Source organism: Allorhizobium paknamense, assembly GCF_030815125.1.
In the GTDB taxonomy this organism is placed as follows: Bacteria; Pseudomonadota; Alphaproteobacteria; order Rhizobiales; family Rhizobiaceae; genus Allorhizobium; species Allorhizobium paknamense.
In genome coordinates, this window is record NZ_JAUSWH010000005.1 from 133,808 (window position 1) to 158,699 (window position 24,892).

The 24,892-nt window shown below is 61.0% G+C and carries 23 protein-coding genes; 11 read left to right on the top strand and 12 right to left on the bottom strand.

The annotated features are described in order from the left end of the window. Positions 1 to 25: 25 nt before the first annotated feature. The 3 genes from QO005_RS09985 (at position 26) to QO005_RS09995 (ending at position 3,264) form a co-directional block, all read left to right on the top strand. A complete protein-coding gene (locus QO005_RS09985; RefSeq protein ID WP_307157868.1) occupies positions 26 to 949 on the top strand; it encodes a sugar phosphate isomerase/epimerase family protein in 924 nt (307 codons plus the stop codon). Between the two features lie 20 nt (positions 950 to 969). Further along, on the top strand, positions 970 to 2,142 hold the full coding sequence (locus QO005_RS09990; protein ID WP_307157869.1) for a Gfo/Idh/MocA family protein: 1,173 nt from the start codon (positions 970 to 972) through the stop codon (positions 2,140 to 2,142). A 219-nt stretch (positions 2,143 to 2,361) separates the two neighbouring features. After that, on the top strand, positions 2,362 to 3,264 hold the full coding sequence (locus QO005_RS09995; RefSeq protein ID WP_307157870.1) for a sugar phosphate isomerase/epimerase family protein: 903 nt from the start codon (positions 2,362 to 2,364) through the stop codon (positions 3,262 to 3,264). 94 nt (positions 3,265 to 3,358) lie between these two features. Here the strand turns inward: QO005_RS09995 and QO005_RS10000 are convergent, their stop codons facing one another. Next, complete coding sequence (locus QO005_RS10000) at positions 3,359 to 4,069, bottom strand: GntR family transcriptional regulator (protein ID WP_307157871.1); 711 nt, start codon at positions 4,067 to 4,069, stop codon at positions 3,359 to 3,361. 117 nt (positions 4,070 to 4,186) lie between these two features. Here QO005_RS10000 and QO005_RS10005 point away from each other — a divergent pair, with 117 nt between their 5' ends. The 5 genes from QO005_RS10005 to QO005_RS10025 all read left to right on the top strand — a co-directional run bounded on the left by QO005_RS10005 (position 4,187) and on the right by QO005_RS10025 (position 10,084). After that, the gene (locus tag QO005_RS10005) at positions 4,187 to 5,239 is read left to right on the top strand and encodes an amidohydrolase family protein (protein ID WP_307157872.1); all 1,053 of its coding nucleotides are present in this window, start codon (positions 4,187 to 4,189) and stop codon (positions 5,237 to 5,239) included. After that, positions 5,239 to 6,132, top strand: coding sequence for a VOC family protein (locus QO005_RS10010; RefSeq protein ID WP_307157873.1), 894 nt, complete (start codon positions 5,239 to 5,241; stop codon positions 6,130 to 6,132). Before QO005_RS10005 ends, QO005_RS10010 begins: the two co-directional genes overlap by 1 nt. A gap of 75 nt (positions 6,133 to 6,207) precedes the next feature. After that, positions 6,208 to 7,782: a bifunctional 3-(3-hydroxy-phenyl)propionate/3-hydroxycinnamic acid hydroxylase gene (locus tag QO005_RS10015; RefSeq protein WP_307157874.1), complete on the top strand. Its 1,575-nt coding sequence runs from the start codon at positions 6,208 to 6,210 to the stop codon at positions 7,780 to 7,782. A gap of 66 nt (positions 7,783 to 7,848) precedes the next feature. Continuing rightward, positions 7,849 to 9,204 carry an MFS transporter gene (locus QO005_RS10020; protein ID WP_307157875.1) on the top strand — a complete coding sequence of 452 codons (1,356 nt, stop codon included), beginning with the start codon at positions 7,849 to 7,851 and terminating at the stop codon, positions 9,202 to 9,204. A 34-nt stretch (positions 9,205 to 9,238) separates the two neighbouring features. Further along, positions 9,239 to 10,084, top strand: coding sequence for a fumarylacetoacetate hydrolase family protein (locus tag QO005_RS10025; RefSeq protein ID WP_307157876.1), 846 nt, complete (start codon positions 9,239 to 9,241; stop codon positions 10,082 to 10,084). Positions 10,085 to 10,162: 78 nt separating this feature from the next. Here QO005_RS10025 and QO005_RS10030 read toward each other — a convergent pair whose 3' ends face one another. The 7 genes from QO005_RS10030 to QO005_RS10060 all read right to left on the bottom strand — a co-directional run bounded on the left by QO005_RS10030 (position 10,163) and on the right by QO005_RS10060 (position 17,189). Then, on the bottom strand, positions 10,163 to 10,942 hold the full coding sequence (locus QO005_RS10030) for a cyclase family protein (protein WP_307157877.1): 780 nt from the start codon (positions 10,940 to 10,942) through the stop codon (positions 10,163 to 10,165). A gap of 64 nt (positions 10,943 to 11,006) precedes the next feature. Further along, on the bottom strand, positions 11,007 to 11,984 hold the full coding sequence (locus QO005_RS10035) for a fumarylacetoacetate hydrolase family protein (RefSeq protein ID WP_307157878.1): 978 nt from the start codon (positions 11,982 to 11,984) through the stop codon (positions 11,007 to 11,009). 110 nt (positions 11,985 to 12,094) lie between these two features. Then, complete coding sequence (locus QO005_RS10040; RefSeq protein ID WP_307157879.1) at positions 12,095 to 13,243, bottom strand: MFS transporter; 1,149 nt, start codon at positions 13,241 to 13,243, stop codon at positions 12,095 to 12,097. A 116-nt stretch (positions 13,244 to 13,359) separates the two neighbouring features. After that, entirely contained in the window at positions 13,360 to 14,490 is a 1,131-nt protein-coding gene (locus QO005_RS10045; protein ID WP_307157880.1) for an FAD-dependent oxidoreductase, read from the bottom strand. A 3-nt stretch (positions 14,491 to 14,493) separates the two neighbouring features. Continuing rightward, positions 14,494 to 14,922 (bottom strand): Rieske (2Fe-2S) protein, encoded by a 429-nt coding sequence (locus QO005_RS10050; protein WP_307157881.1) that lies wholly within the window; start codon positions 14,920 to 14,922, stop codon positions 14,494 to 14,496. 44 nt (positions 14,923 to 14,966) lie between these two features. Further along, entirely contained in the window at positions 14,967 to 15,914 is a 948-nt protein-coding gene (locus QO005_RS10055) for a VOC family protein (protein WP_307157882.1), read from the bottom strand. Positions 15,915 to 16,019: 105 nt separating this feature from the next. Then, on the bottom strand, positions 16,020 to 17,189 hold the full coding sequence (locus QO005_RS10060) for an alpha/beta hydrolase family protein (protein WP_307157883.1): 1,170 nt from the start codon (positions 17,187 to 17,189) through the stop codon (positions 16,020 to 16,022). Positions 17,190 to 17,382: 193 nt separating this feature from the next. Here QO005_RS10060 and QO005_RS10065 point away from each other — a divergent pair, with 193 nt between their 5' ends. Together QO005_RS10065 and QO005_RS10070 are read left to right on the top strand one after the other, a co-directional pair. Further along, positions 17,383 to 18,288 carry a LysR substrate-binding domain-containing protein gene (locus tag QO005_RS10065; protein ID WP_307157884.1) on the top strand — a complete coding sequence of 302 codons (906 nt, stop codon included), beginning with the start codon at positions 17,383 to 17,385 and terminating at the stop codon, positions 18,286 to 18,288. A gap of 663 nt (positions 18,289 to 18,951) precedes the next feature. Further along, positions 18,952 to 19,821 (top strand): SphA family protein, encoded by an 870-nt coding sequence (locus QO005_RS10070; RefSeq protein WP_307157885.1) that lies wholly within the window; start codon positions 18,952 to 18,954, stop codon positions 19,819 to 19,821. Between the two features lie 174 nt (positions 19,822 to 19,995). Here the strand turns inward: QO005_RS10070 and QO005_RS10075 are convergent, their stop codons facing one another. Together QO005_RS10075 and QO005_RS10080 are read right to left on the bottom strand one after the other, a co-directional pair. Beyond that, entirely contained in the window at positions 19,996 to 21,246 is a 1,251-nt protein-coding gene (locus QO005_RS10075) for a Zn-dependent hydrolase (protein ID WP_307157886.1), read from the bottom strand. Between the two features lie 11 nt (positions 21,247 to 21,257). Then, complete coding sequence (locus QO005_RS10080) at positions 21,258 to 22,103, bottom strand: BtpA/SgcQ family protein (RefSeq protein ID WP_307157887.1); 846 nt, start codon at positions 22,101 to 22,103, stop codon at positions 21,258 to 21,260. Positions 22,104 to 22,127: 24 nt separating this feature from the next. Here QO005_RS10080 and QO005_RS10085 point away from each other — a divergent pair, with 24 nt between their 5' ends. Continuing rightward, positions 22,128 to 23,024: a ribokinase gene (locus QO005_RS10085; protein WP_307157888.1), complete on the top strand. Its 897-nt coding sequence runs from the start codon at positions 22,128 to 22,130 to the stop codon at positions 23,022 to 23,024. Between the two features lie 5 nt (positions 23,025 to 23,029). Here QO005_RS10085 and QO005_RS10090 read toward each other — a convergent pair whose 3' ends face one another. After that, positions 23,030 to 23,800: a glutamine amidotransferase gene (locus QO005_RS10090; protein WP_307157889.1), complete on the bottom strand. Its 771-nt coding sequence runs from the start codon at positions 23,798 to 23,800 to the stop codon at positions 23,030 to 23,032. 22 nt (positions 23,801 to 23,822) lie between these two features. Then, positions 23,823 to 24,890, bottom strand: a complete 1,068-nt coding sequence (locus QO005_RS10095; RefSeq protein ID WP_307157890.1) for a phosphotriesterase family protein — start codon at positions 24,888 to 24,890, stop codon at positions 23,823 to 23,825. Positions 24,891 to 24,892 lie beyond the last annotated feature (2 nt).

The window sequence follows — 24,892 nt, forward strand, 5'->3', positions numbered from 1 at the left end:
GACGCGAGGGAAGGATCACGATAGAATGAGTATTACAGTCACCACAGCGCCTTGCTGTTGGGGGGTCGATGACGTGCGCAATCCAGATCTCCCGTCGTGGGAGTTGGTCTTCGACGAGGTCAAGGCTGCCGGATATGGCGGCATGGAACTTGGGCCATATGGGTATGTGCCGCTGGACATCGACGTGGTTTCACACGCTTTGACAAGCCGGGGCCTCTACATTGTTGCGGGCACGATCTTCAATGACCTGGTCGATCGGGAAAATCGCGATAACCTGTTGCAGCAGGTGGATGAGATTTGCGCGTTGATGACACGCTTGCCAAAGCCTCCCGCAACTGCTGGCCAGCGCTTTGCGGCTCCCTATCTGACGGTGATGGATTGGGGGCATGACGAACGCGATTTTGCCGCTGGCCATAGTGATCGTGCTCCCCGTCTTGATGACAGGGCCTGGGCGGGCATGATGGACAATATCCGGGCGATCTCCACGCTTGCCCGTGACAAATATGGCGTTCGCGCCACCATTCACCCGCATGCCGGCGGTTATATCGAGTTCGAAGACGAGATTGCCCGTGTCGCGGCAGATATTCCTCAGCATGTCGCGGGCTTTTGTCTGGACACCGGGCATACCTTGTATGCCGGCATGGATCCGGTTGAAACCTTGAGAAAATATGCCGACCGGCTCGATTACATTCAATTCAAGGACATCGACAAGGCGGTTTTCGAACGCGTGATGGGTGAGCGCATCCGCTTCTTCGAAGCGTGCGCGCAGGGCGTCATGTGCCCGATCGGCAATGGGTGCATCGACTATCCGGCCATTCGCAGGCTGCTGGATGAGCTGGGCTATGAAGGCTTCATCACGGTGGAGCAGGAACGGGATCCACGTAACGCAGCAGGTAGCCTCGCGGATGTGAAACTCAGCCGGGACTATCTCAAAACCGCTGGCTTCTAACCCTTCAGGACAAGATTTTCATGATTTACGGGACTCGTCAGACGAAACGACCTCTTCGCTGGGCCATGGTTGGCGGCGGCCGAGGCAGCCAGATCGGTTACATTCACCGTTGCGCTGCCCTTCGTGACCGTTATTTCGAGCTGGTTGCCGGAGCGTTCGACATCGATGCCGAACGCGGCCGCGCCTTCGGTATCGAACTGGGGCTCGACCCGTCGCGGTGCTATGCCGACTGGCGAACCCTTTTTGCCGGGGAGGCAAAGCGCCCGGATGGGATCGAGGCGGTATCGATCGCAACGCCCAATAACACCCATTACGAGATCACCAAGGCCGCGCTGGAAAGCGGGCTTCACGTTGTGTGCGAAAAGCCGCTGTGCTTCACCGTGGCCGAGGCTGAAGATCTTGAGCGCATTGCGGCTGAGCGCGGGCGTATTGTCGGTGTGACTTACGGCTATAGCGGCCATCAGGTGATCGAGCATGCTCGCGAGCTTGTCGCGGCTGGGGAACTGGGTGAAATCCGTCTGGTAAACCTCCAGTTCGCCCACGGTTTCCACAACGAGGCCGTCGAGCTTCAGAACCCGGCGACACGCTGGCGCGTGGACCCAAAATTTGCAGGCCCAAGCTATGTGCTTGGCGATATTGGAACGCACCCCCTTTATATTTCGGAGGTCATTTTGCCGGAGCTGCGCATCAAGCGCCTTCTTTGCGCCCGTCAGAGCTTCGTCAAGACCCGTGCGCCGTTGGAAGACAATGCCATGACGCTGATGGAATATGATAATGGCGCCTTTGGCACCGTGTGGTCGAGTGCGATCAATGCCGGTTCGATGCACGGGCAGAAGGTGCGCATTGTCGGCGCGAAGGCCTCCATCGAATGGTGGGACGAGCAGCCAAACCAGCTGCGGCTGGAGGTTCAGGGCGAGCCGGTACGGATTCTGGAGCGCGGCATGGGCTATTTGCATGCCAAGGCGCTTGCCGACGACCGGATCGGCGCTGGCCATCCGGAAGGCCTTTTTGAGGCATGGGCCAATCTTTACGACCGGTTTGCCATCGCTATGGACGCGCGCAATGAGAATGACGAGGGTCGTCTCGCAAATCTTCGGTATCCCGATCTTCACGCGGGCGTGGAAGGCGTTCGCTGGGTCGAAAACTGTGTGCGCTCGGCCGATCTTGGCGGGGTCTGGGTCGATTATGTCTGACCGACTCTGAGGCAGGCTGCAAACGCAGGATCCTGCCCCAGCTCAAAAAGGTGCGCCAGCAGGAGCTCCTTATGTTGTCCGGCCGGGGCAACTTGCCAGACAGGCGTCCGCCTTACGCCTGTAGTTTGCCTCAGGCTACGGGCCAGACCTCCCTGGCCCTTAGCCTCCACAGCACCGTCATCAACTCAACGTCAATCTACTGTTCGCCCGGAGGCAGACATGCGTATCGCCCTAGACCCCTTCATGCACCGACACCTGAGCCTTGAGGATCTGCCGCGCAAGGTGCGGGAACTTGGCTACGACTGGATCGAGATGAGCCCGCGCGCCGATTTTCTCGAGTGGTTCAAGGCGCCTCGCGTGTTTCCGCAGCGGATGAAGCAGTTCAAGAAGGCGTTGGCGGCGGAGAACGTGAAGATTGCCTCGATACTGCCGATGTACCGCTGGGCCTCGAACGATGAGGGCGAGCGGCAGGCTGCGGTCAAGCACTGGAGGCGTGCAATCGAGATCGCCGTTGAAATGGAAGTCGATACAATGAACTCCGAATTTGGCCGCGGCCCGCACCCGGACAAGGGCGGCTGCTACTGCTGCCATACCGGCTCGATGATTGAAGCCTGTGAGGACGCCTGGTGGCGTTCCATGGAAGAACTGGTGCCGATTTTCGAGCGGGAAAACATCCAGCTCAATATCGAGCCCCATCCCGAGGACTGGTGCGAAACCTTGCAGCCTGCGCTCGACATCATCCGGACGGTCAATTCGAAAAATGTCAGGTTTCTCTACTGCGCGCCTCATACGTTCTATTTCGGTGAGGACACCAGGGCGATGCTGCGGGAGGCAAAGGATGTCCTCGCTCACGTACATGTTGGCGATACCTTCAATCACAAGGCAAGTTCCGGCTTGCGCTACATCCTGAACCCACCCGGTACGCAGGCGCGCGTGCACCAGCACCTCAACATCGGGCAGGGGGAGGTGCCGTGGGATGACTTCTTCGGTACACTCGCCGAAATCGGATTTGACGGCATCATGACAGCCTGCGTTTTCGCGTGGGAAGACAAGGCAGACCACTCGGGCAAATTCATGCTGTCGGAAATGAACCGCTACATCGAAAAATATTGGCCGACATAACACGACCCTCCGGCCCATCTTGGGGACCCATAGGTCAGGCGAGTGTGCCTTTCCGGCATGAAGCCGAGCGTAGCAGTCTGAATCCGCCGCTGCCCTACGCAAATCCCTGGGTTTCCGTTGCGCCGAGATCATTGGCGATGATCTCGGCGGTTCTTTCATAGTGACGCTGCAAAAGCGTGACCGCCTCTTCCGTCTGCCGGTTCAGAACCGTTTTCAGGATCTCGGCATGTTCGTTCGAAACCTTGCGGCTGCGGAAGGCCTTGCGGATGGAAAGCGCCCGGTAGCGATAGAGCCGGTCGGCCAATTGCTCGCAAAAGCCGATCAGCGGGCGTGAGCGGCAATTGCCGATCAGCAGCGCATGAAAAATGCGATGCAGCTTTTCCCATTCCGGATTGTCCTCGAACTGTTCCGGGTTGAGCGAGCGCGGCGTTCGCTCCAGCCGGTGATGGGCCACCAGCAGCGCCTCTTCCCAGGCCGCCGTGGTATTGGCGATCGATTCCTTCAGCGCCAGCCCTTCCACCCAGCAGCGGGTGCGGGTCAGTTCGTGCAATTCCTCGCGGCTGATCGCTTTTACGAAAAAGCCGCGCTGCTCCTTGCCCACCACCAGATCTTCCGTGGTCAGCCGGTTCAGCGCCTCGCGCAGGGGTGTCTGGCCGGTTTCATAGCGTTCGGTGAGAAAGCGCAATTGCAGCTTCTGGCCCGGTTCAAGCTGCGCCGAGAGGATATCGGCTTTCAAACGCTCATAAATGCTCGTTGCCAATGTGGCTGGCGTTTCTGCCCCTCGGGTCAAGAGCTGGGTATCCATCGTCGTCCTGTTTCCTGTCGCTGCTTTCTTATACAACAGCGCCGCTGTCAATAAAATTTATAAATTTTTGCTTTACGACGTGAATTATGTATATTACCAAAGGATCAGGAGGAGCTGATGGAAAAAGACACCACTAGAATTCGGGGGGGTCGACAGGCCTGCGGCTGTGTGGGTGTGGATGTGCACTGCCATGTGGTGCCATCGCGCTTTCCCCAGCCGCCGGGTGGCGGCGCGCTGAAAGGCTGGCCGTCCATGACGCCGGCTGAGGCTTGCCATGCCACTGTCGTCATCGATGAAAAGCCCTATCGCACCATCAGCGATGCCTGCTGGGTGGCCGAGCGCCGTCTGGAAGCGATGGATCGTGCCGGTATTCGCCTGCAGGCGCTGTCGCCGATGCCGGAACTGTTCGGCTATTGGCTGCCGGCTGCGGCGGGCCATGATCTTTCCCGCCATGTCAATGATGTGATCGCCGATCTGGTGGCCGAAGGGCAGGGGCGATTCGTGGGCCTTGGCGGTGTGCCGCTCCAGGATGTGGACCTTGCCATTTCCGAACTCAGGCGGGCTGTTTTGGAGCTCGGCTTCAAGGGCGTGGAAATCGGCAGCAATATCAATGGCGCCGTTATTGGCGATCCGCGCTTCCATCCTTTCTTTGCGGAGGCGGAGGCGCTGGGTGCCGCCGTCTTCGTTCACGCCGTGCGCCCGGCGGGCATGGACCGGCTGGTCGGACCCGCGCCGCTGCAGCAGGTGCTGGCCTATCCCACGGATGTGGGGCTGGCGGCGGCCTCGGTCATTACCGGCAATCTTCTCAAGCATTATCCGGGCCTGCGCATTGCCTTCAGCCATGGCGGCGGCAGTTTTGCCTCGCTCCTGCCCCGGCTTGAGCAGGGCTATGCGGTTTTCCCCGCGCTGCGGGACAGTCTCGATGAGCCGCCCTCCGTTTCCGCCCGGCGGCTTTATGCCGATAGTCTGGTGTTTGACCAAGCCACGCTTCGGCGTGTTGTGGAGGTCTTCGGTCCCGAACGGGTGATGATCGGCACGGATTTTCCTTTCAATTTCCGCGATGACGACCCGCTGGGGCGCATTGGCGAGGCTTTCGAGGATCATGAGCTGCGTGAGCGGCTGGCCTTTGGCAATGCCCTTGCATTCCTGGCGGTTGAGGAGGTGAAGTGATGAGCGATTTTCCAGTCATTGCGCTGCGCAGCGTCGAGCTTTCGACGCCAGATCTTGCCGGCGCCGTAGCGTTCTATACCAGCGTCTGGGGGCTGGAGGTCGCTGCTGAGGCGGGTGGCAAGGTGTTTCTGGCCGCCACGGGCGATGATTTTCATGTGCTTGAACTGAAGGCTGGCGACAAGGCGGAACTTCGCAAGACAACCTTCCGCGCGGCCTCGCGCGCGGCGCTGGAAGGCTTGCTGGAAAGAGCGCTTGCCGCAGGCTGCGCGCTGGTGCGACCGCTCGGTCCCGCCGATGCGCCCTCGGGCGGCGAGCGTTTCGTCGTGCGTGAACCGCAGGGTGCCGTGCTGGAATTCGTGTGGAACGACCTGCGCAAACAGGGTGCCGCCGTTGCCAATCGGCCCCTCCGGCTGGCGCATGTCAATATCAACTCCTCGGACATCGAGGGGCTGACGGGTTTTTACCGCGACGTGCTGGGCTTTGTGCTGACGGACCGGTCCAAGCTCATGGCCTTCCTGCGGTGCAATGACGACCATCATGCCGTGGTGCTGGCGGAAGCGCCGGTCAATGGCCTGAACCACATTGCCTTCCTGATGCCCGATCTCGAATCCGTCATGCGGGGCTCTGGCCGGGTGGTGGATGCGGGAACGCCCATTGGCTGGGGCGTGGGCCGTCACGGGCCGGGAGACAATGTCTTCGCCTATTTCGTCGATCCGGCAGGCGTTGTGATCGAGTATACGGCAGAGGTTTTGCAGGTCGATGACAGCTACCGCGTCAAGGGGCCGGAGGAATGGGTCTGGCCGCCCGGCCGTACCGATCACTGGGGCATTGCCCCGCCGAAGAGCGAGGCCTGTAAAAAGGCGCAGCTTGCTATCGGCTTTGCCCGGTTCTGAGGGCGAGCAACGCCAGAAATCTTATTCATCGGGACGGCGCTTTGCGCTTTCCCGCCCAAACTTCAGAGGCTTTCCGTGAGCAATCAAGACAATCAGGCGGAATGGTATGATGTTGCTGTGATCGGTTTCGGTCCGGCCGGGGCTGTCGCGGCGTCCATGCTGGGCGCGCAGGGGCATTCGACCCTGGTGGTGGACCGGCTGCCCGGCATTTACGACAAGCCGCGCGCCATTGCCATCGATCATGAGATCCTGCGCCATTTCGACAATATGGGCATTGCCGAGGCTGTGCTGCCGCATGTGGCGCCCTTCACCGCCTCCCAGCATTACGGCGCCAAAGGTCAGTTGATCCGGCGCATCGACATGGTTTCTCCGCCCTATCCGCTCGGCTACACGCCGAGCATGGTCTTCACCCAGCCGCCGGTGGAGGCCGCCATCCGTGCGCATGCCGAGAGCTTCGACTGTGTGACGGTGGAACTGGGCACGGAAGCCATCGCGCTTGAGGACCTGGGTGACGCCGTTGCCGTGACCCTCAAAAATGCCGAGGGACAGACCCGCGTGGTGAAGGCCCGCTACGTCATCGGCTGTGACGGTGCTTCCAGTACGCTCAGACAACTTACGGGAATCCGGCTGGAAGACCTGATTTTCGATGAGCCCTGGCTGGTGATCGATGTGCTGGTCAACGAGGACCATCTCGATCGACTGCCGCAGACCTCCGCGCAGTTCTGCGATCCTGCCCGTCCCGCCAGCTACATCATGGGGCCGAAGAACCACCGCCGCTGGGAAATCATGCTTCTGCCGGGGGAAAATCCCCGCGAAATGGAAAAGCCGGAACAGGTCTGGGCCCTTCTGTCGCGGTGGATGACGCCGCAGGATGGGGAACTCTGGCGGGCCGCTGCCTATCGTTTCCACGCCCTCGTGGCAGATGATTGGCGGCGTGGCCGCGTCTTCATCGCCGGCGATGCGGCCCATCAGCAGCCGCCTTTCATCGGCCAGGGGATGTGCCAGGGCCTCAGGGATGTCACCAACCTGATCTGGAAACTGGACAGGGTCCTGCGCGGGCAATCGTCCGACCAGCTGCTCGACAGCTATACCGTCGAGCGCAAGCGCCATGTCCAGACGCTGACCGGAAAGATCAAGGCCATCGGCGAAACCATCTGCGAGCGCGATCCCGATGCCGCCGCCGCCCGCGATGCCCGTATCCTGGCCGAAGGCGGCGGCGAGCCGCAGACCACGACCCGCCAGGATATCGTTCCACCCCTGCAACAGGGGCTGATCGCGGGAGAAGGCGTTGCCGCGCGGGGCCTGCTCTTCCCCCAGCCCGTCATCGTGGAAGAGGGCAGAGAGCGCCTGCTCGACAAGGTGATCGGAACAGGTTTCCGGGTGATCCTCGATGCCCGCAAGCCCGATGCTGCTGCCCTGGCGGAAGCCGCTGCCGTGCTCGACGGCGTGACGGTGCAGGCCGTTGCGCCTGCCGCTGCAGAGGTGGCGCGGGCGGATTTGCGGGAAAAGGATGGCGTGCTGGCGTCGTGGTTCGATCGTCATGCCGCATCCGCCGTCATCGTCCGGCCCGATCATTACGTTTTCGGAGCGGCTCCGGATGCTGCGGCGCTGGCCGGGCTTGTTGCCGATCTGAAGCGCCAACTGGCCTGAGTTTCCGCCTTTCCATGCAATATGGAAAGGCTCAAGTCGCATTCAATCGGTTTTCGGGAGGAAAACATGACCGAGAGAACAGCCTTGCCGACAGTCAGCCCCTGGCGCCCCTACGCCGTGCTGATCATGCTCTTTCTGTTTCAGACTCTGAACTTTTTCGACAAGCTGGTCTTCGGTCTTTCCGCCGTGCCGATCATGCGGGATCTGAGCCTCACCCCGCAGCAATTCGGCCTGATCGGCAGCAGTTTCTTTCTGCTGTTTTCCCTGTCCGGGGTGCTGGTCGGCCTGTTCGTCATTGGCCGTGTGCCGGTGAAGTGGATCCTGGTGGTCCTTGCCCTTATCTGGTCGCTCACGCAGATCCCGATTTACTTCACCAGTTCCGTGACGGTGCTGGTGCTCTGCCGCATTCTTCTGGGGCTTGGCGAGGGGCCGGGCCTGCCGACGGCGCTGCATGCCTGCCACAACTGGTTCAGCCCGGAAAAGCGCAGCGTGCCCAATGCCATCGTCTTGCAGGGCATCAGCGTTGGCCTGCTCGCTGGCGGCCCGATCCTCACCTATGTGATCATTCAGTATGGCTGGCGGTCGGGCTTCCTGTTCTGCGGCCTTATCGGTCTGGTCTGGATCCTCGCCTGGCTGCTGGTGGGCGGCGAAGGCCCCTATGCCGGCCATGACGACAAGGTCAATACGGACAATGTCCGTGCAGAAAAGGCCAGCGCACCGATGGAAGACAAGCCGGTTCCGGCCCGCAGCCTCTGGCTCGATCCGACGGTGATCGGCGTGATCATCATGTCCACCATGTCCTATTATATCGTCGGCATGTCGGCCACCTGGCTGCCGCCCTTCCTGCAGCAGGGACTTGGCTATTCGCAGGGCCAAACCGGCTCGATCATCTCGGCCATCTATGTTTTCCAGTCGCCGCTGCTCATTCTCGGCTCCTGGGTTGCCCAGCGCATGTTGCGCAATGGCGCAAGCAAGCGTGCCGCTCTCGGCAACGCCTCCGGTTGGGCGCTGCTGGTGGCGGGCGTGGCCCTCATCGCGTCGGTGTATGTCAGCGGTCCGCTGCAACTGGCCTCAGTTGCCATTGCCTTTGCCGCGCCCAGCCTGACAACGATTTACGGTCCCATCACGCTGGGCGCTATCGCGCCTGCGGTGCAGCGCGGCCGCCTGATCGTCGTCATCTATTCCGCCAATGCCGCGTCCGCCCTCGTTTCCAATGCCATTACCGGCTCCATCGTGCAGGCAGCCGGGCCAGATCATGCCGCGACCGGCTATGCCAATGCGATGCTGTTTACCGCCGCCATCCTGATTATCGGCGCCATCTCGGCCTTCGCGCTGATCTTCCCGGACCGCACCATCCAGCGCTTTGCCGGGCTGCACACCGGCAGTTTTCCTGGAAATGCACGAGAACCCCGGCGGGCATAACCGCTCGCCCTTCCAACCCGACAGGAGTACACCCATGAGACTTTCAACCGTCAGCCTTGCCGGACGCCCCACCTGGGGCGTCGTTGAGGGCGATCTCTTCCTGGATACAGGCGCGGTGCTGGCGTCCCGTTATCCAGACCTGAAGGCGGCGGTTGCCGCCGGTTTCGATGGCGTGGCCGAGGCCTGCAAAACGGCAGCCTCGACGCCCATTGCCGAGGTGGAATGGCTGCCTGTCCTTCCGAACCCCGACAAGATCCTCTGCATCGGCCTGAACTACGAAATGCACCGCAAGGAAACAGGGCGCGCCGAGGTCGAGCATCCGACCATCTTTGCCCGATATGCCAATACGCAGACCGGCCATCTCAAGCCCATCATCCGCCCGAATGTCTCCACGGAACTGGACTATGAAGGCGAACTGGCGGTGATCATCGGCAAGCCGGGCCGCCATATCTCTCGCGAAGACGCGATGAGCCATGTCGCGGGCTATGCCTGCTACAATGACGGCAGCATCCGGGATTTCCAGCGCCACACCCACCAGTTTACCCCGGGCAAGAATTTCATGGATACCGGCGCTTTCGGTCCCTGGATGATGACCCCGGACGAACTTGGCCCCCTCGATGACCTAAGGCTGCAAACCCGTCTCAACGGGGTGGTGGTGCAGGATGCGACCTTCAGCCAGATGATTTTCGATATCGCCCGGCAGATCGAATATTGCTCCACCTTTACGCGGCTGGAAGCCGGTGATGTCATCGTCAGCGGCACGCCGGGGGGCGTCGGCGCCAAGCGTACGCCGCCGCTCTGGATGAAACCGGGTGATATTGTCGAGGTTGAGATCGACAAGCTCGGCATTCTGCGCAATCCGATCGCCCAGGAAGGCTGATCTTGCAGAAAAAGCGTTTCAGCCTTCAACGCAAAGGCTGAAACGCTCTTTTTTGCATTTTCGGACGGAAAACCTGATCTAATTGAAAATAGCAATGGCGCGGCACCAGCCTGCGGAACCGCCTTTGATTTTGACCGGCAGACAGGAGACGGTGAAGCCGGACGGGGGTAGTTCTGCCAGCCGCGTCAGCTTCTCCATGTGCAGGAAGATCCCTTCGCGGGCAGCCTTGTGTCCTTCCCAGATCAGCATGGCATCGCCGGTTTCGGCAAAGCGCTTTGCGGTTACGGGGAAGGGGGCATCCCAGGACCAGGCATCGGTGCCGGCAATGTGAACGCCCTGAGCCATCAGCCAATGGGTTGCCTCGCGGCCGATGCCGCAGCCACGGCCCAGATAGTCCGGCCGGCCATAGGCTTCCCCGGCAGCGGTATTGATCAGAACGATGTCGTAGGGCTGAAGGGTGTGGCCCGTGGCCTTCACAGCCGCCTCCACCTCCGCTGCCGTTGCCACATGCCCATCCGGCAGATGGCGCAGGTCCAGCTTGACGCCGGGCCGGATGCACCAGTCCAGCGGCACCTCATCGATGGTCCAGGCCCGTTCACCGCCATTCATGGTCGAGGCGAAATGCCAGGGCGCATCGAGATGCGTTCCGGCATGCGCCGTCAGTTGCAATTGCTCCACCGCCCAGCCTTCGCCGCCCGGCACCTTGGCAATGTCGAGACCGGGGAAGAAGCGCAGAACCTCTTCCGTGCCCTCCTGATGGCTGGTGTAGCTGATGCGCGGCCCAAGGCCCGGCGGATCTGCTGGCACGTCGTTTTCGATGGCGACGGACAAGTCGATGATCTTCAATGCTTTCTCCATAATCAGTAATGCACCCTGGTGCCGGGTCCGGTGGCGTGTGCCTGCGCGATTCTTGGACGGACTGTCAGGCCTTGACCACGGCCTGATCGATGCTGCCGAAAGGGGTTGTCCCATCGGGCAGGCGGGCTTCCATGCGCACCCGGTCGCCCCAGTGCAGGAAAGGGGTGCGCGGTGCACCTTCATCCAGAATTTCAATGACCCGGATTTCCGCAATACAGGAAGAGCCTGCGGCCCGATCCGCGTTGGAAACGGTGCCGGAGCCAAGGATGGTTCCCGCAGAAAGGCGACGGGTATGGGCGCCATGAGCGATCAGTTGCGCAAAGGAAAAATGCATCTCGTTTCCATGGGCACGGCCCACCTCGCGACCGTTGATGCTGACATGCAGCCGCAGTCCGACGCGGCCATTCGCCCAATGGGGGCCAAGCTCGTCCGGCGTGATGGCCACGGGGGCAAAGGCCGTTGACGGCTTTGCCTGCAGGAAGCCGAAACCGGCCCGCATCTCGCGGGGGCCGAAGGCGCGCAGCGACCAGTCATTGATCTGCACGAGAAGGCGGACATGGGTGAGCGCCTCGTCTACCGTCGTGCCCATCGGCACTTCGGAAAGAACGATGCCGAACTCTCCTTCCATGTCGATCTGCATGGCCTCGTCCGGAAACGCGACATCGGCCAGCGGACCGCGAAAATCATCGCTAGCGCCCTGATAGATCAGCGGTACGGTCTCGAAATCCGGATTGGGCTCTATGTTGAAGGCCTTGTCCATCAGCCGCCCGTGGTTGAGAAAGGCCGATGCGTCCAGCCATTGCGGCGCGCGCGGCAGCGGCGCCAGGCAGCGCTCGGGCTCGAACCGGGTGGCAAAGGGCTCGTCACCGGCGTTCAGACGATCATAAAGCACTTGTAGACGGGACGCGACCGCATCCCACTGTTCGACAGCCTCGATCAGACTGGTAGCGATGCCGGTGGCGGGGACGGCGGATTTCAGATCTCGCGAGACGATCCACAATTGACCGTCCCGGCTTCCGTCATGGTAACTGGCAAATTTCATGGTTTCCTCATGGTCTACCGAAGCGGGTCCGCTTCGGGAAAGGACGTGAAACAGGCATTGAAGATGACGGCTGGATGGCCAGCCGTTTTTCGATGGTTTAGTGCTGTCGCTCAGGATGCCAGCGATGGCGTGAAAGCCGTGCTTTCCGCTTTCGCCTTGGTGAAAAAGCCGATGGAGACGATGCTGACCGCAACTGCCGTTGCGCCGAGTGCCGCGAAGCCGAAATTCTGGCCGAGCGCGCCGCCGATGATCGGGGCGAGAGCCGCACCCACCATCAGCATGGCCGGGGTGGCGGCAGCGGCGCGGCCCGTTGGATCGAGTTTTGCCAGAAGGCCGAAGACGAAGGTGTGGGTGAAGATCTGCACGGCCACGAACACAGCCGCTGCCGGTGCCCAGAGCGGAAAGACCGTGGCCGAGGTGACGATCACGGCAAGCACCGCCTGGATTCCCGGGCCTATCTGCGCCATCAGCGGCGCCGATACACGCGTCTGCAGAAAGGTCGCCAGCGGAGCGGGCACCAGAAAGTTTACAAAGCCAAGGGCAATCAGCACGGCCAGCACATTGGAGGGTTCAAAACCGCGCGCCTTGCCGATGACTTCCACAAAGGAAAACACCATGGATTGATTGAAGGTCATGATGCTGATGCCGAAAATCGTGTACCAGGTGGCCCGGCTGAAAGGCGTGCGTGCATGTTCCACCTGCCGTGGCGGATTGCGGAACAACAGCGCCGAACTGATGGCCGCAATCGCCATGACGCCTGCAAACACCTGGAAGAGAACCGGGCCGCCCCGCAGGATCAGCAATTGCGGAATGGCTGCCAGCAGCACGATGCCGAAAAGACCGAGCGCCATGCCGGCGGCGGCAAACAGCCGGTGCGGATTGGCGGCATGCCCCATGGTGCCATGGACCATGGAGAGAGCGATGCCCACGGAGATACCGGCGACGAGATGAAGCAGCGACAGCATCGTCAGGCTGGTCTGGGTGGAGGCGGCGAGAAATGTTGCCGATGCGACAGCAAAGCCCAGAACAGCCAGCGCCTTTTGATTGAGCCGCGCAAAGAGCGGTGCGGCAAAGGCGCTGGCTGCGACAGCCCCCAGCAGGAAAAGGGTGGCCATCATGCCCGCCTGTTGCGGGCTGAAGCCGAACCGCTCCACCAGCGCACCCACCCAGACCGGTAGCGCCACCAGATCGAGCATGCCCGCACAATGGGCTATGACCAATGCCGCAGCCCCCGTCATATGAAATTCCTTGGCTGACATCTCCGCTTCTCCTCCATGAAAGTCATCGGACAGGTGCAGCACTCCTCTGCTGCCATGCCCTTGCCAGTGCCGTGAAACCGTTACTGAAAATGGTTTCCACTTTTCCTGCAAATGCTCTAGATCGCCTCCGTCAGCGTCTTCATCGATGTCCGCATGATTGCAGCATGTTCTTCGCGGCTGCCGTCGTGGATCTCGATATCCGCCAGCCGTCCGGAATTTTCCACCACCATGCGGCAGCGCTCCCAGCGCCGGCTCTCGAAGGCGTTGAGTGCCCCTTGCAGCGTTTCACCGTCTGCCAGTTCTTCCGCCAGCACCATGGCATCCTCGATGCCGATACAGGCGCCTGCCGCCAGATGCGGGGTGGTGGCATGCACAGCGTCACCAATGAGCACGACCGGCCCGCGCGACCAGGGGCGCGGCAGCAGCATCTGTTCCAGCGGACGGTAGATGATCTGGTGCTGCTCCGAGAGTTCGCTGGCAATCCTGCGGATGATCGGCGATGAAAAGCGCATCAGCAGCTCGCGCAATGTCTCCACGAAGCTGTCCGGCGAAACGAAATCATTGGTGGGACGGTCTTCTGTCAGGAAGAGATAGGCCTGGCCCTTGCCGACGCCGTTCAGGCCCACTTTCAGCTTTGGGCCCATCCACATGGTAATGGTGCCGATCTCTTCGGGAATGGGCAGTACGGCGCGCCAGACGGACTGGCCGATAAAGCGCGGCTTCGGCGCATCGGGAAATACCGTGGCCCGCACCGCGGAGTAGAGCCCGTCCGCTCCGATCACCAGATCGTATCGTTTCTGGCTGCCGTCCGTGAAATGAACATCCACGCCGGTTTCGTCTACCTTCAGCTCGCTGAAGGTCGTGCCCAGCCGGACCGTTGTGGTGGAGGCTCTGACGGCATCCGAAAGGATGCGGGCCAGCGCCGGGCGCATGATGCCGCCACCGCCGGGAATGTTCGGCCCCGCCACGCGCGGTGTCGGTAGCGTCACGAGAACGGCATCGTTCGGCCCGCGAATATCGACGCCATCGCTGGCATAGCCCTCTTCCATAAAGCGGTCCAGGAGACCCAACTGGTCGATGACGCGCAGCGTCGAGCCGTGCAGGCTGATGCCCGCGCCATAGGAGCGCCACCCGGCATCCATTTCGACGAGATCGACCTCGAAGCCCTGCCGGGACAATTGCAACGCCGCTGTCATGCCTGAAAAGCCGCCGCCAACGATCAGGATGCTCTTTACCCCCGAATGCATATGTTATTCCTCCCTTGCGGCATGAACGACGAAGATCTGGCCGTCATCGTCCATGGTGATAGTGACAGGTGTCAGTGATTGCCCGAGGCACGGGCCGAGAACACATTCCCCTGTTGCCATATCGAACAGGGCGTGATGGGAATGGCAGGTGAGATGGGTCTTCTCGCCATTCAGATAGGCGTCGGTCTTCCAGGCCATGGGCGTGCCTGTGCTGTAGTGCGGGCAGGCGTCGAGCCAGGCGTGCAGCATGCCATCCCGCCGGACCAGGATGATCTTGCGCCGTCCGCCGTCGATGGGGCCGAAGCCTTTGGCTTCGCCCTCGCCGATATCGAGGGTATGGCAGAGCAGGGTCCGGCCCTGCATCTGCGGCTGAGGCGGGGATGGCGCCCTGCCCTTGGAATCCGACGATATTTCCGCTGACGATTGCGTCATGGCCGTACCTCCTCCCGCACCCCACTCGCTGTGTTTCTTGTGATTCAGCCCTTGGCGCCGGGCGGGGGGCCGCCACCGGGAGCCCATTTTTCCCGCATTTCAAAGAGAACGATCTGCGAGGCTTCCGCGCCGTTGGGGGCCTCCCGCGCCACCCAGTTATCGTCGTGCTTGTCCATGTCAGCGTCATATTCGACATGACAGCCAAGTGGGCTGTTGAAGTACCAGAACCAGTTGGAACCGAATTTGTGACGGCCAGGACCCCAGAAGCTCTGATAGCCCTTCTTTACAAAACGGGTGCCTGCCACCATCAGCTCGGTCGGGCCGCCCATGTGGAAGGCAAGATGTTCGCAACCCTTCATGTAATCCGGCGTGCGGATGAAGAAGAGCGTATGGTGATCGTCATTGGCCTTGGGCCGCAGGAAGGGACCGGCGCCCGTCAGGATATCGGTGATCACGAAGCCTAGCCGGTCGCAGTAGAACTTCGTGGCGATCTCGATATCGGGCACGAAAAGCACGACGTGGCTCAGCGTGCGCGGCAGGGCCGGCATCTCCTCCCAGACGCCGATTTCATTCGGCTTGCGCTGGGCCGGTGCACCGGGTGCGTTGATCTTTTCGGCAGGCATATCGAGCACGCGGCGGATCGACACCTGGAACTTCAACTCGAAGCCGTGATCGTCCTTGACCTCGATGGAGCCATCGGAAAGCCGCGTGACGCGGCGATCCTTGGAGAGTTCCGCCTCGATGGCGTCGAGATCTTGCCTGGCGCGCACGCCATAGACCTGCTGGCGCAGCATATTGGCGGTGGGCAGGGGCGGCGGCAGCGAAGGGTCGGATTTGTGGCGGACAATCACGCCCGTGCCGTCCAAAGTCTCGAACAGGCCACCCTTGTCGGTCACGTCCACCGGCTTCAGGCCGAAGGCGGTGAGATATTCGCAACAGCCTGCAACGTCGTCCACGCCGAAAACCAGATAATCCGGGCCGATAATGTTCATGATGATGACACTCCTGAAATTAAAGATTTTCCCGACCGCGTGTTTCCAGGAAAAGTGGGAACCGGTTTTCCGTCCGGAAACACGCAATCCATAAAGTGCTCTGGATCAGCCTGTGGTCACTGCCGTTCGGCCACCCAGCACCTCGGCCACCCAGTCTGCGATATAGGCACCGGCATTGGCGGAATTGTCGAAGCTCGAATGCTGCACGCCACCGGTGCGTTCATCGAAGATTTTCAATTCACGCCGGGGGCTGTTGACCAGTTGATCATAGGTGGCATGGGCCCATTGCAGCGGGATCTGGCTGTCCTTTTCGCCATGGGTGACGAGGAAGGGAACGCGGATGCGATCGAGAATGCCGTGAAGATGAACCTTTTCGGCGATCTCCATGAAGCTGTCGATATCCTTGGCGCCCCAGACCCATTGCACATGGCTCCAGTAATGCGGGACTGGAAAATTCCCCTCCCGGGCCAGCCGCTTCTTCTGCACGTCGCGCCAGTCGTGATTGGCGCCCCAGACGACGCCGCAGGCAAAGCGTGGCTCGAAGGCCACGGCGCGCGGACAGTAATATCCGCCAAGCGAAACGCCCTCCATGCCGATGCGTTTGGCATCCACCTCAGGCCGTGCTTCCAGCCAGTCCACTACACGGCTTGCCCAGTGCTCGCTATCGTAGCGGGCCGTCAGGCCCTGCAGGCGCAGGGCCTCGCCCGTGCCGGGCTGATCGACGATCAGCGAGGCCACGCCGCGCTGGGCCAGCCATGCCGGTAGGCCGACCAGGAATTTCATTTCCTTGGTGCTGTCGAGGCCGTTCACCTGCACCAGAAGCGGCTGTGGCCCTTCGACACCTTCGGCGGGCACGTAAAGGGCCGAGAGATGCGTGCCTTCATAGGGAATTTCAATGCGTCGGCAGGACGATCCGGTCAGGCGCAGGGATTTTTCGAAAGCCGCCAGAAAGCGCTGGTAAAGGGCAACCCGGCCTTCGGAACCGTGGGCCAGCAGGCGTTCTGCCGTCAGCATGTAATTGGCGGCACGCATCAGCTTGTCGCCTGCGGAAATCAGTCGGCCTTTGGCTTCGTCTTCATCGGCAAGCGAGACCAGCTTGTCGGCCATCTTGATCCAGGTTTCGCGGAAGGCCTGCGTGCCGGCGGCATCGGGCGCCTTGGCCGCCTCCTGAAGCGGGGCGCACATTTCTTCGATCTCGCCCATCCGCGCGCCCATCTCGATGGACAGATTGACGGAAAGGTTCCAAACGTAATTGGTTGGAAAATACTTGAACATCCGGTCTCCTCGCAGTCGCCGCGCCGGACGCGAAATGGGTCCGGGCGTTGGTCAACAGGAGGCCTTCACCGAAAACAGCCTGACGGCAGCGGTGGCATCTCCTCCCGGCTCAAGACTTAGCGAAAATCAAACCGTTTACAAAATTGCTTTGATGAATGATTTGTATTGATCGGATGAATGGGGAGGAGCCCGCATGCGTTTCAAGAATCTCGATCTCAATCTTCTGGTGGCGCTGGATACGCTGATCCGGGTGCGGAATGTCAGCCGCGCCGCCACGGAAATGTTCATGACGCAATCGGCAATGAGCAATGCTCTCGGGCGGTTACGGGATTATTTCGACGATCCACTGCTCATTCAGGTTGGACGTTCGATGGAATTGTCGCCACTGGCCGCATCCTTGCAGCAGCCCCTGCGGGACATCATGGTGCGCATCGAGGCAGCAGTGGTGTCAACCCCGTCCTTTGTCCCGGAGGAAGCGACGCGCAGCATCAACCTTGTCGTCTCGGATTATGCGCTGACAACGGTCATCCCACCCTTCCTGCAACGGGTCACGGCGCTGGCGCCCGGCATGCAGATGCATTTCCGCGCCCAGCAGAATTTTCCGCATCTTTTGCTGGAGCGTGGCGAGGCGGACCTACTCATCGCCCCTCGGCCCTTCTGTTCGACCCAGCACCCGTCGGAAATTCTGATCCGAGATCCACTATGCTGTGTGGTGGATGCAGCCGTCCATGACAACGGAGCACGGCTTGCACCTGCCGATTTCTCAGAGGCGGGCCATATCGTCATGCGGCCGCCCAATGGTGGCGAAAGCTTTGCGGAGGTGGCCTGCCGTCAGGCCGGATTGACGCTCAAGGTGGAAGTGACCTCCTATTCGTTCTTTTCGCTGGCGCTTCTGGTGGAGGGAACCAGGCGGATTGCCGTCATTCAGCGCAGCCTTGCCGACCGGATGATAAAGCTCGGAAATCTGCGCATCATGGAGCCGCCCGTGGATCTGGCGCATCTGGAACAGTCCCTGCAGTGGCACAGCTACCGCACCCGCGATCCCGCCCTTGTATGGTTGCGTAACCAGTTTCATGAAGCAATCTCTGCCAAATACTGACAGAATTTTGCTCGGAAGACACTACAGCGCCGTGCGTTTTATCAAGCGCACAAAGGACGCTGTAACACTTTAAATCTGCTGCATAATTTTCACCTTAAATCCACTCCGATTTAAGGAATCATGCTCCAAGCTTTTGTTTTACGCATTTCCGGACGAAAAACCGCGACTGCACTTTTTCTGGAAATGCTCTAACCTCCGATCGGTCTAAATTTAAAGGTGGTTTTTTAGATATAGGTTTCGCTATTGTTATTCACGCCGTGAATATCAACCATTCTGAAAGCCCATTTTACATTCGTCAACTCAACCGGTACCTCCAGAGCAGGGGCTCGCTGGTGCTCGGGAGGCGTTGACGCGGCGGGGCGGAATGGAGGAGGGAGCATCATCATCTTTCCAGGGTGCAGATAAAGGCGCGGTCATGGCCACGCCTATGTATCCTTAGACGTCGGCGGAGGGTTCAGGCCCGATCCCTGCGGGAATGATGGTTATGATCCGGCAGATCAGTGATCCCTTTTGGGGGTGAAGAAGGTGGTCATCATTGATGTCCGGCCTGTGGTGACTTGCATCTCAATATCCGTCCCGATCGACAGCGCAAGGCAGTGGCCCAGCGCCGAATGTCTTTCTGAGGAGGATGGAATGATTTTACGGAACGCGTGGAAATGTCTGATGCTCGGCACCTTGCTGGCGGGCTCGGCGGTGAGTAGCTTGCATGCGGCGGAAAACGGCAATACCCAGTACTCCCCCGGATCGGCGCAATTTTATGCCGGCGGTGTGCCGCCTTTTTCCGGCTTCTATCTTCTGTCTCAAACCAGCTATTTTACCTCGGACCGTATGAATGACGGCGATGGCAACAAGCAGCCCTTCGAGTTCAAGGTGCGCTCCATCGCGGATACGTTCCGCCTCCTCTATGTCTCGGATATCAACATCGCCGGGGCCCAGGTCTGGGGTCAATTGGTGGTGCCGGTCGTGCATCTCGATCTGGACCTTCCCTTCGGCGATGGAAACAACCTGAACATTGCCGATATTACCGGCACCATCGGTCTTGCCTGGCATCTCGACCGCTACAATTCGATTGTCTTCGGGATCGATGTCGGCATGCCGACCGGCTATTACAGCGCATCCGACGTTGCGAGCATCGGTCTCAATCACTGGTCCGTGCAGCCGACACTCGGCTATCACTATAGCGACCCGCAGGGGCTGGAACTGGCCACCACGGCGCGCCTTATCTTCAACACCCGCAACAACGACACCGATTACAAGACCGGTACGGAATTCGTGCTGGATTATGCCGTGGGCTGGAACATCGACAAATGGCGCGTTGGCGCCGTCGGCTATTATCTGCAGCAGCTGACCGACGATACCGGCCCCACGGCCGCTGCGGACGGCCATCGCGGCAAAGGCTTCGCACTCGGTCCGTCGCTCACCTACAGTTTCACGCCCGCAACCCAGGTCAGCGCCTCCTGGCAGCATGACATCGTTGCGGAAAACCGGGCGCAGGGCAACACGGTCTGGCTGAACTTCGCGACGAAGTTTTAGAGCATTGTCCCGAGAAAAGTGTGCTTGCGGTTTTCCGTTCGGAAATGCGTAAAAAAAGTAAGAGCATAATCAAAGCGGAGTGAAACCAGGATCGACAAGATTATGCTTCAAAATTAAATGTTAAAGCGCCGATCTGTTTCAAGCAGATCGGCGCTTTACATTTGCTGCATCATTTTATGCTTCAACACATGCGAGCAGGCTGACGGCATGAAGCAACAGGGTGGCGCCTGCGATGGAATGTTCGGGCTCCACATGTTCTGCCGGGTTATGGCTGAGGCCATCCCGGCAGGGCACGAAGATCATGGCGGCGGGCGCGATCCGGTTCATGAATAGCGCATCGTGAAAAGCTCCGGAGAGCATGTGTTGTGCGGCAAGGCCGGCGCTTTCTGCGGCCTGATCCAGCACCTCGAGCAAGGCGGGCGGAAATTGTGTTGGGGCCATGTCGAAAATTCGGGCGAGCATCACCTTGCAGGCCTCGCCGCGCGCCTCTCCTTCGAAGATCTCTTTCACCCGTGCTTCCATGGCGTCCAGCCGCTCCGGCGTGGGATGACGAAGGTCGATGGTCAGCCTTACGCTTTCGGGAATGGCATTGGTGGCACCGGGCGAGAGTGTCATCCGGCCCACGGTGAAGCGCGCGGATGGATCGGCGGGCATGATCTCCTGATAAAGAACCGCAAGTGCCGCAGTTACGGCCCGCATCGGATCGCGCCGATAGGTGAGGGCCGTGGTGCCGGCATGGGCGGTTTGACCCGTTACCGTCACCTCCAGCCAGCGCGTGCCCTGAATGCCAGTGACGATGCCGATGGGCAGGCCTTGGCTTTCCAGCGATGGCCCCTGTTCGATATGAACCTCGAGATAAGCATGGACCGGAAAGCCGAGTGGCCGCGACTGCGCTTCGGGAAGGCTTTGCAGCGTCGCAGCCAACTCCGGCGCAAAGTCCGCACCGTCGGTGGCCTTGAGGGTTCGCCAATGGTCCGGGATTGCGCCTTCGGCAAAGGCCATGGAGCCCATGCAGCCGGGGGCGAAGCGGCAACCTTCCTCATTGGTGAACGCCACCACTTCCACCGCCCGCTCGGTGGTCATCGCCAGATCCTCCAGGGTTTCCAGCACCTCGAAGGCCGAAAGCGTGCCGAGCGCCCCGTCAAAACGACCGCCTGCGGGCTGACTGTCGAGATGGCTGCCGATCAGAAGCGGCGGCAGGTCTGGATTTTTCCCCTCACGGCGAAGGAAAAGATTGGCAATGGGGTCCTGGAAGACCGAAAAGCCGCGCTTGAGTGCAAGCTCTGTCAGAAGCGTTCGGGATTGACGATCAAGCACCGTCAGGGCCTGCCGGTTGACGCCGCCCTGGTCCGTGCCGCCGATGGCTGCAAAGCGGTCCAGCCGCTCCAGCAGTCTCTCGCCGTTGATCGCAAGCCCTTCTGTCATTCTCTCGCCTTTCACGCGTCCAAACCCGGTTGCGCCGCGGCCACGAAGGTGCGGACCCGACTGAGTTCCACCGGATTCCACCAGACGCCGCCTTCTTTCAGCGAGGAGGCGACGATGACGCCGCTGGTGCGCTTCAGGATCTCGACGATATTGCCGGTGTTGACGCCGGAGCCCACCAGAAGCGGCAGATGCGTCGCCTTACCGATCTCCTCGATCTCCTCGATGGTGGCGCTGTTGCCGGTGCGCTGGCCCGTGGCGATCACCCCGTCGGCGTCGAAGAAGGCGAGGTCACGGGTCAGTTCCTCGATGGTCCGGTCAGCGGTGATCGCATGGGCGCCATGCTTCACATGGCTGTCGGCGAAGACCTTGATATGCTCGGCGCGAAGGAGCGAACGGTAGCGCATGGCTTCCGCAGCCCTGCCTTCCATGAAGCCTTCATTGGCCACATAGGCATTGGCCCATTGGTTGACGCGAATGAATTTGGCGCCGCCCGCCATGGCAATGGCAAAGGCCGGGATCGGCGCATTGGCCAGCACGTTGATGCCAAGCGGCACGCCGATGGCGCGGGCGATACGATCCGTCACCACGCTCATGAAGGCCGAGGTTTCCGGCCCGATATCCTCCGGCTTCGAAAAGGGAATATCGCCATGGTTCTCGATGATGATGCCATGCATGCCGCCTTCGATCAGCGCCTCCGCATCGCGCATGCAGGTATCGTAGATGGTTTCCATCGCCGACCCACGATAGCGCGGCGCGCCGGGAAAGGCCGGGCAATGCACCATGCCGATCAGCGCTTTGCTGCGGCCGAAGATTTCCACGATGGCATTGGCCGCATTGTCGGATATGGTCTCACTCATCATCAGTCCTTTCGAAAGCATTGCATGCGCGCCTTTGTCCTCGGCAATATCGCACTCGACGAAACCTATTCCCTTGCCGCGTTGCCGCAAGCCGGGCAATCCATTTTCGGTGCCCAGGCCTCCCGCGATCTCGGCGGCAAGGGTTGTAATCAGGCGATCGTGATGGCGCGCGCCGGTCTCTCAACCCAGCTGATCGCCGCCATCGGCACGGACGACAGGGCCGTGACCCTGCGCGACAGTCTCACCACCGAACCGGTGCTTGCGCACCTCATCTCCATCGACGGCGCGGCCAGCGACCTTTCCATCATCCTGACCACGCCGGACGGCGAAAATTCAATCATCACCACCCGCGATGCGGCTTCAAGCGTCCGCCCGCAACAGGCGCAGGCGGCACTCAATGTCAGCCAGCCCGGCGATCTGCTGGTCCTGCAAGGCAATCTGCCGGAAGAGACCACCCGCGCCGCGCTTGAAACCGCACGCGGCAAGGGCATGACCACCGCCTTCAACCCGTCGCCGCTTCAGCCCTGGTTTTCAAGCCTCTGGCCGCTGATCGACATTGCCTTTCTCAATCAGGGTGAAGCGCAAGCGCTGACCGGCAGGACAGGCCCCGAAGCTGGCGCCATTCTCGTGGCCGCCGGTGTCTCCCGCATCGTCCTGACCCTCGGCGGCGAAGGCGCTTTGCTCGTCACCTCCGAGGGGAGCGTTGCCGTTCCCGCTTGCGCCTCCGCCGTCATCGATACGACCGGCGCAGGCGATTGCTTCATGGGAACGGCGCTGGCTTCGTCGCTGTTGCGGAATGTCCCACTGGATGCCCGCGCGCTGGAGGATGCGGCCAAGGCCGCCGCCGTCACCGTCAGCCGCCGGGGAACGCGGCAAGCCTTTCCGAGCGTTCCGGAACTTGCCGCGATCCTGAAAGGGTAGGCTGATCAGGCCTTTTCCGTCAGCCAGCCCAGAATGTTCTTCCAGAGCTTGCCATAGCCCTCCCACTCGCAGAAGGCGGGCGACAGCCAGTGCGGGCCGATATCCGAGGTCCAGGCAGCGGTCCGGCCCTTGCCGAAGCTGCCGGTCACGAGCAGCGGATGGCCGCCCTGATCCTGAGGCAGGCGGGCGACAACCTGGACATCGGCGCGCTCGCGCACCTCGACTTCGTTGACGCCGAGCAGCAGCGGCCATTCGCCGGTCAGGCCCGCGACAGTCGGGTGATCCGGCTTGATAATATCGGCGGTCGAGCCTTCTGGAATTTCCACGCGATCATCCCAGGGCAGGCAGGTGACGGGCAGTGTGTCTTCCACCGGCGTGCGCCGCCAGCGGGCCTTGCCGTCAATGCCCTGGAAGGAGAAATAGCCGCCGACCATCAGCAGGCCGCCGCCCTTTTCCACCCACGCCTTGATGAGCTTCAGCCGGTTCGGCACGGTTTTGGAGTGCAGCCAGACGGCGGGCGGCAAAAGTAAGGAGTTGGCGCCGATATCCGAGAGGATGATCGCGTCATAGGCATCAAGCCCCGCCATGTCGAAGGGGAATTTTTCCACCGCGTCATGGGCGGTCATATAGGTCAGCTCGAATTCGCTGCCTTCGAGCGCCTTGACCAGCGGCTCCGCCCCCAGATGGAAGGTGACGCTGCCGAACTGGTCGAAGCCTTTGTAATGGGTGGCGGAGCTGACCCAGCTTTCGCCGACGAGGAGAACTTTTTTCGTCATGACTTTCATGTCCATATGCTCGTCAGATCTTCGCCTCGAAGACTGACCGCGGGTTGTCCCGCATCAGGGTTTGAAGGGTGGCGTCGTCCAGCCCGTGCCGCTTCAGGCGCGGCAGGAAATGCTTGAGAATATAGGCGTAACCATTGCCGCCATACTTCGTCAGCATCATCTTCAGGAAGACGTCGTGGGAAAGCAGGATGCGGTCCAGATGACCGCGTTCCACCAGTTTGACGATGGCGCGCGCCGCCTCTTCGTCGCTCGGGCATTGCACCTGCTGGTCGGCATAGAAGAAATCCATGCCGATCATGTCGTATTCGATGAAGGCGCCCCGGCTGGCGAGTTCGCACTGATAGGCGAGATCGTCATGGGACGGGTTCATGTGGCAGAGCACGGTGTGGCGCAGGTCCGCGCCCTCCTCGGCCACCATATCCAGCACCTTATGGCCCAGCCGGAACCAGCCCGGCAGATGCACCATCAGCGGCAGGCCGGTGCGCAACTGCGCCTGGGCGGCCCCCCTGAGCGACTTCTGTTCTTCCGCGGTGAAGTCCGAGGAAACGCCGATCTCACCGATCAGGCCGATCTTGATATCGGTGCCATCGACCCCGTGCAGGGCCTCCGCCACGATTTCATCGGCAATCGCATCGACCGTGAGGCCCGCCACCTTTTCCGGATGGGAGGAGGCGAGGTAATAGCCGGCACCCATCACGATATTCAGCCCGGATGCCTTGGAAATTCTCTGTAAGGCGCTCGGGTTTCGGCCAATGCCCTGGCAGGTTGGCTCCACCACGGTATGGCCGCCCTCGCTTGCGAAGGCTTTGAGTTCGGCAATCGCCAGCGGCTCATCGTCAAGCGTGATGTTGTGCCTGTTGACGAAGGGGTCCTGGCGCAATTCGCCGAGGATTTCCATGCAGACGAAGCCTTCGGCGAGATATTGCCGTTCCGGTGTCTTCGGCTGATGCCACCAGCAGCGGCAATCGTTGAGGATGTGCTCGTGCATCAGCGTCACGCCCAGTTTGTCCACCGGGATTGCGCCTTGCACGGTCATCACCTTGCCGGAGCGGACATGGCCTTCTGATAGTTCACTTGCCATGG

Bases quoted from the DNA above. Each gene is read 5' to 3' on its own strand.
- QO005_RS10030 (WP_307157877.1), bottom strand. From the start codon at position 10,942: ATGGAGAAAGCATTGAAGATCATCGACTTGTCCGTCGCCATCGAAAAC.
- QO005_RS10075 (WP_307157886.1), bottom strand. From the start codon at position 21,246: ATGACAGAAGGGCTTGCGATCAACGGCGAGAGACTGCTGGAGCGGCTG.
- QO005_RS10025 (WP_307157876.1), top strand. From the start codon at position 9,239: ATGAGACTTTCAACCGTCAGCCTTGCCGGACGCCCCACCTGGGGCGTC.
- QO005_RS10060 (WP_307157883.1), bottom strand. From the start codon at position 17,189: ATGTTCAAGTATTTTCCAACCAATTACGTTTGGAACCTTTCCGTCAAT.
- QO005_RS09990 (WP_307157869.1), top strand. From the start codon at position 970: ATGATTTACGGGACTCGTCAGACGAAACGACCTCTTCGCTGGGCCATG.
- QO005_RS10050 (WP_307157881.1), bottom strand. From the start codon at position 14,922: ATGACGCAATCGTCAGCGGAAATATCGTCGGATTCCAAGGGCAGGGCG.
- QO005_RS09995 (WP_307157870.1), top strand. From the start codon at position 2,362: ATGCGTATCGCCCTAGACCCCTTCATGCACCGACACCTGAGCCTTGAG.
- QO005_RS10010 (WP_307157873.1), top strand. From the start codon at position 5,239: ATGAGCGATTTTCCAGTCATTGCGCTGCGCAGCGTCGAGCTTTCGACG.
- QO005_RS10040 (WP_307157879.1), bottom strand. From the start codon at position 13,243: ATGTCAGCCAAGGAATTTCATATGACGGGGGCTGCGGCATTGGTCATA.
- QO005_RS10055 (WP_307157882.1), bottom strand. From the start codon at position 15,914: ATGAACATTATCGGCCCGGATTATCTGGTTTTCGGCGTGGACGACGTT.
- QO005_RS10095 (WP_307157890.1), bottom strand. From the start codon at position 24,890: ATGGCAAGTGAACTATCAGAAGGCCATGTCCGCTCCGGCAAGGTGATG.
- QO005_RS10090 (WP_307157889.1), bottom strand. From the start codon at position 23,800: ATGACGAAAAAAGTTCTCCTCGTCGGCGAAAGCTGGGTCAGCTCCGCC.
- QO005_RS10065 (WP_307157884.1), top strand. From the start codon at position 17,383: ATGCGTTTCAAGAATCTCGATCTCAATCTTCTGGTGGCGCTGGATACG.
- QO005_RS09985 (WP_307157868.1), top strand. From the start codon at position 26: ATGAGTATTACAGTCACCACAGCGCCTTGCTGTTGGGGGGTCGATGAC.
- QO005_RS10045 (WP_307157880.1), bottom strand. From the start codon at position 14,490: ATGCATTCGGGGGTAAAGAGCATCCTGATCGTTGGCGGCGGCTTTTCA.
- QO005_RS10000 (WP_307157871.1), bottom strand. From the start codon at position 4,069: ATGGATACCCAGCTCTTGACCCGAGGGGCAGAAACGCCAGCCACATTG.
- QO005_RS10070 (WP_307157885.1), top strand. From the start codon at position 18,952: ATGCTCGGCACCTTGCTGGCGGGCTCGGCGGTGAGTAGCTTGCATGCG.
- QO005_RS10005 (WP_307157872.1), top strand. From the start codon at position 4,187: ATGGAAAAAGACACCACTAGAATTCGGGGGGGTCGACAGGCCTGCGGC.
- QO005_RS10020 (WP_307157875.1), top strand. From the start codon at position 7,849: ATGACCGAGAGAACAGCCTTGCCGACAGTCAGCCCCTGGCGCCCCTAC.
- QO005_RS10035 (WP_307157878.1), bottom strand. From the start codon at position 11,984: ATGAAATTTGCCAGTTACCATGACGGAAGCCGGGACGGTCAATTGTGG.
- QO005_RS10080 (WP_307157887.1), bottom strand. From the start codon at position 22,103: ATGAGTGAGACCATATCCGACAATGCGGCCAATGCCATCGTGGAAATC.
- QO005_RS10085 (WP_307157888.1), top strand. From the start codon at position 22,128: ATGCGCGCCTTTGTCCTCGGCAATATCGCACTCGACGAAACCTATTCC.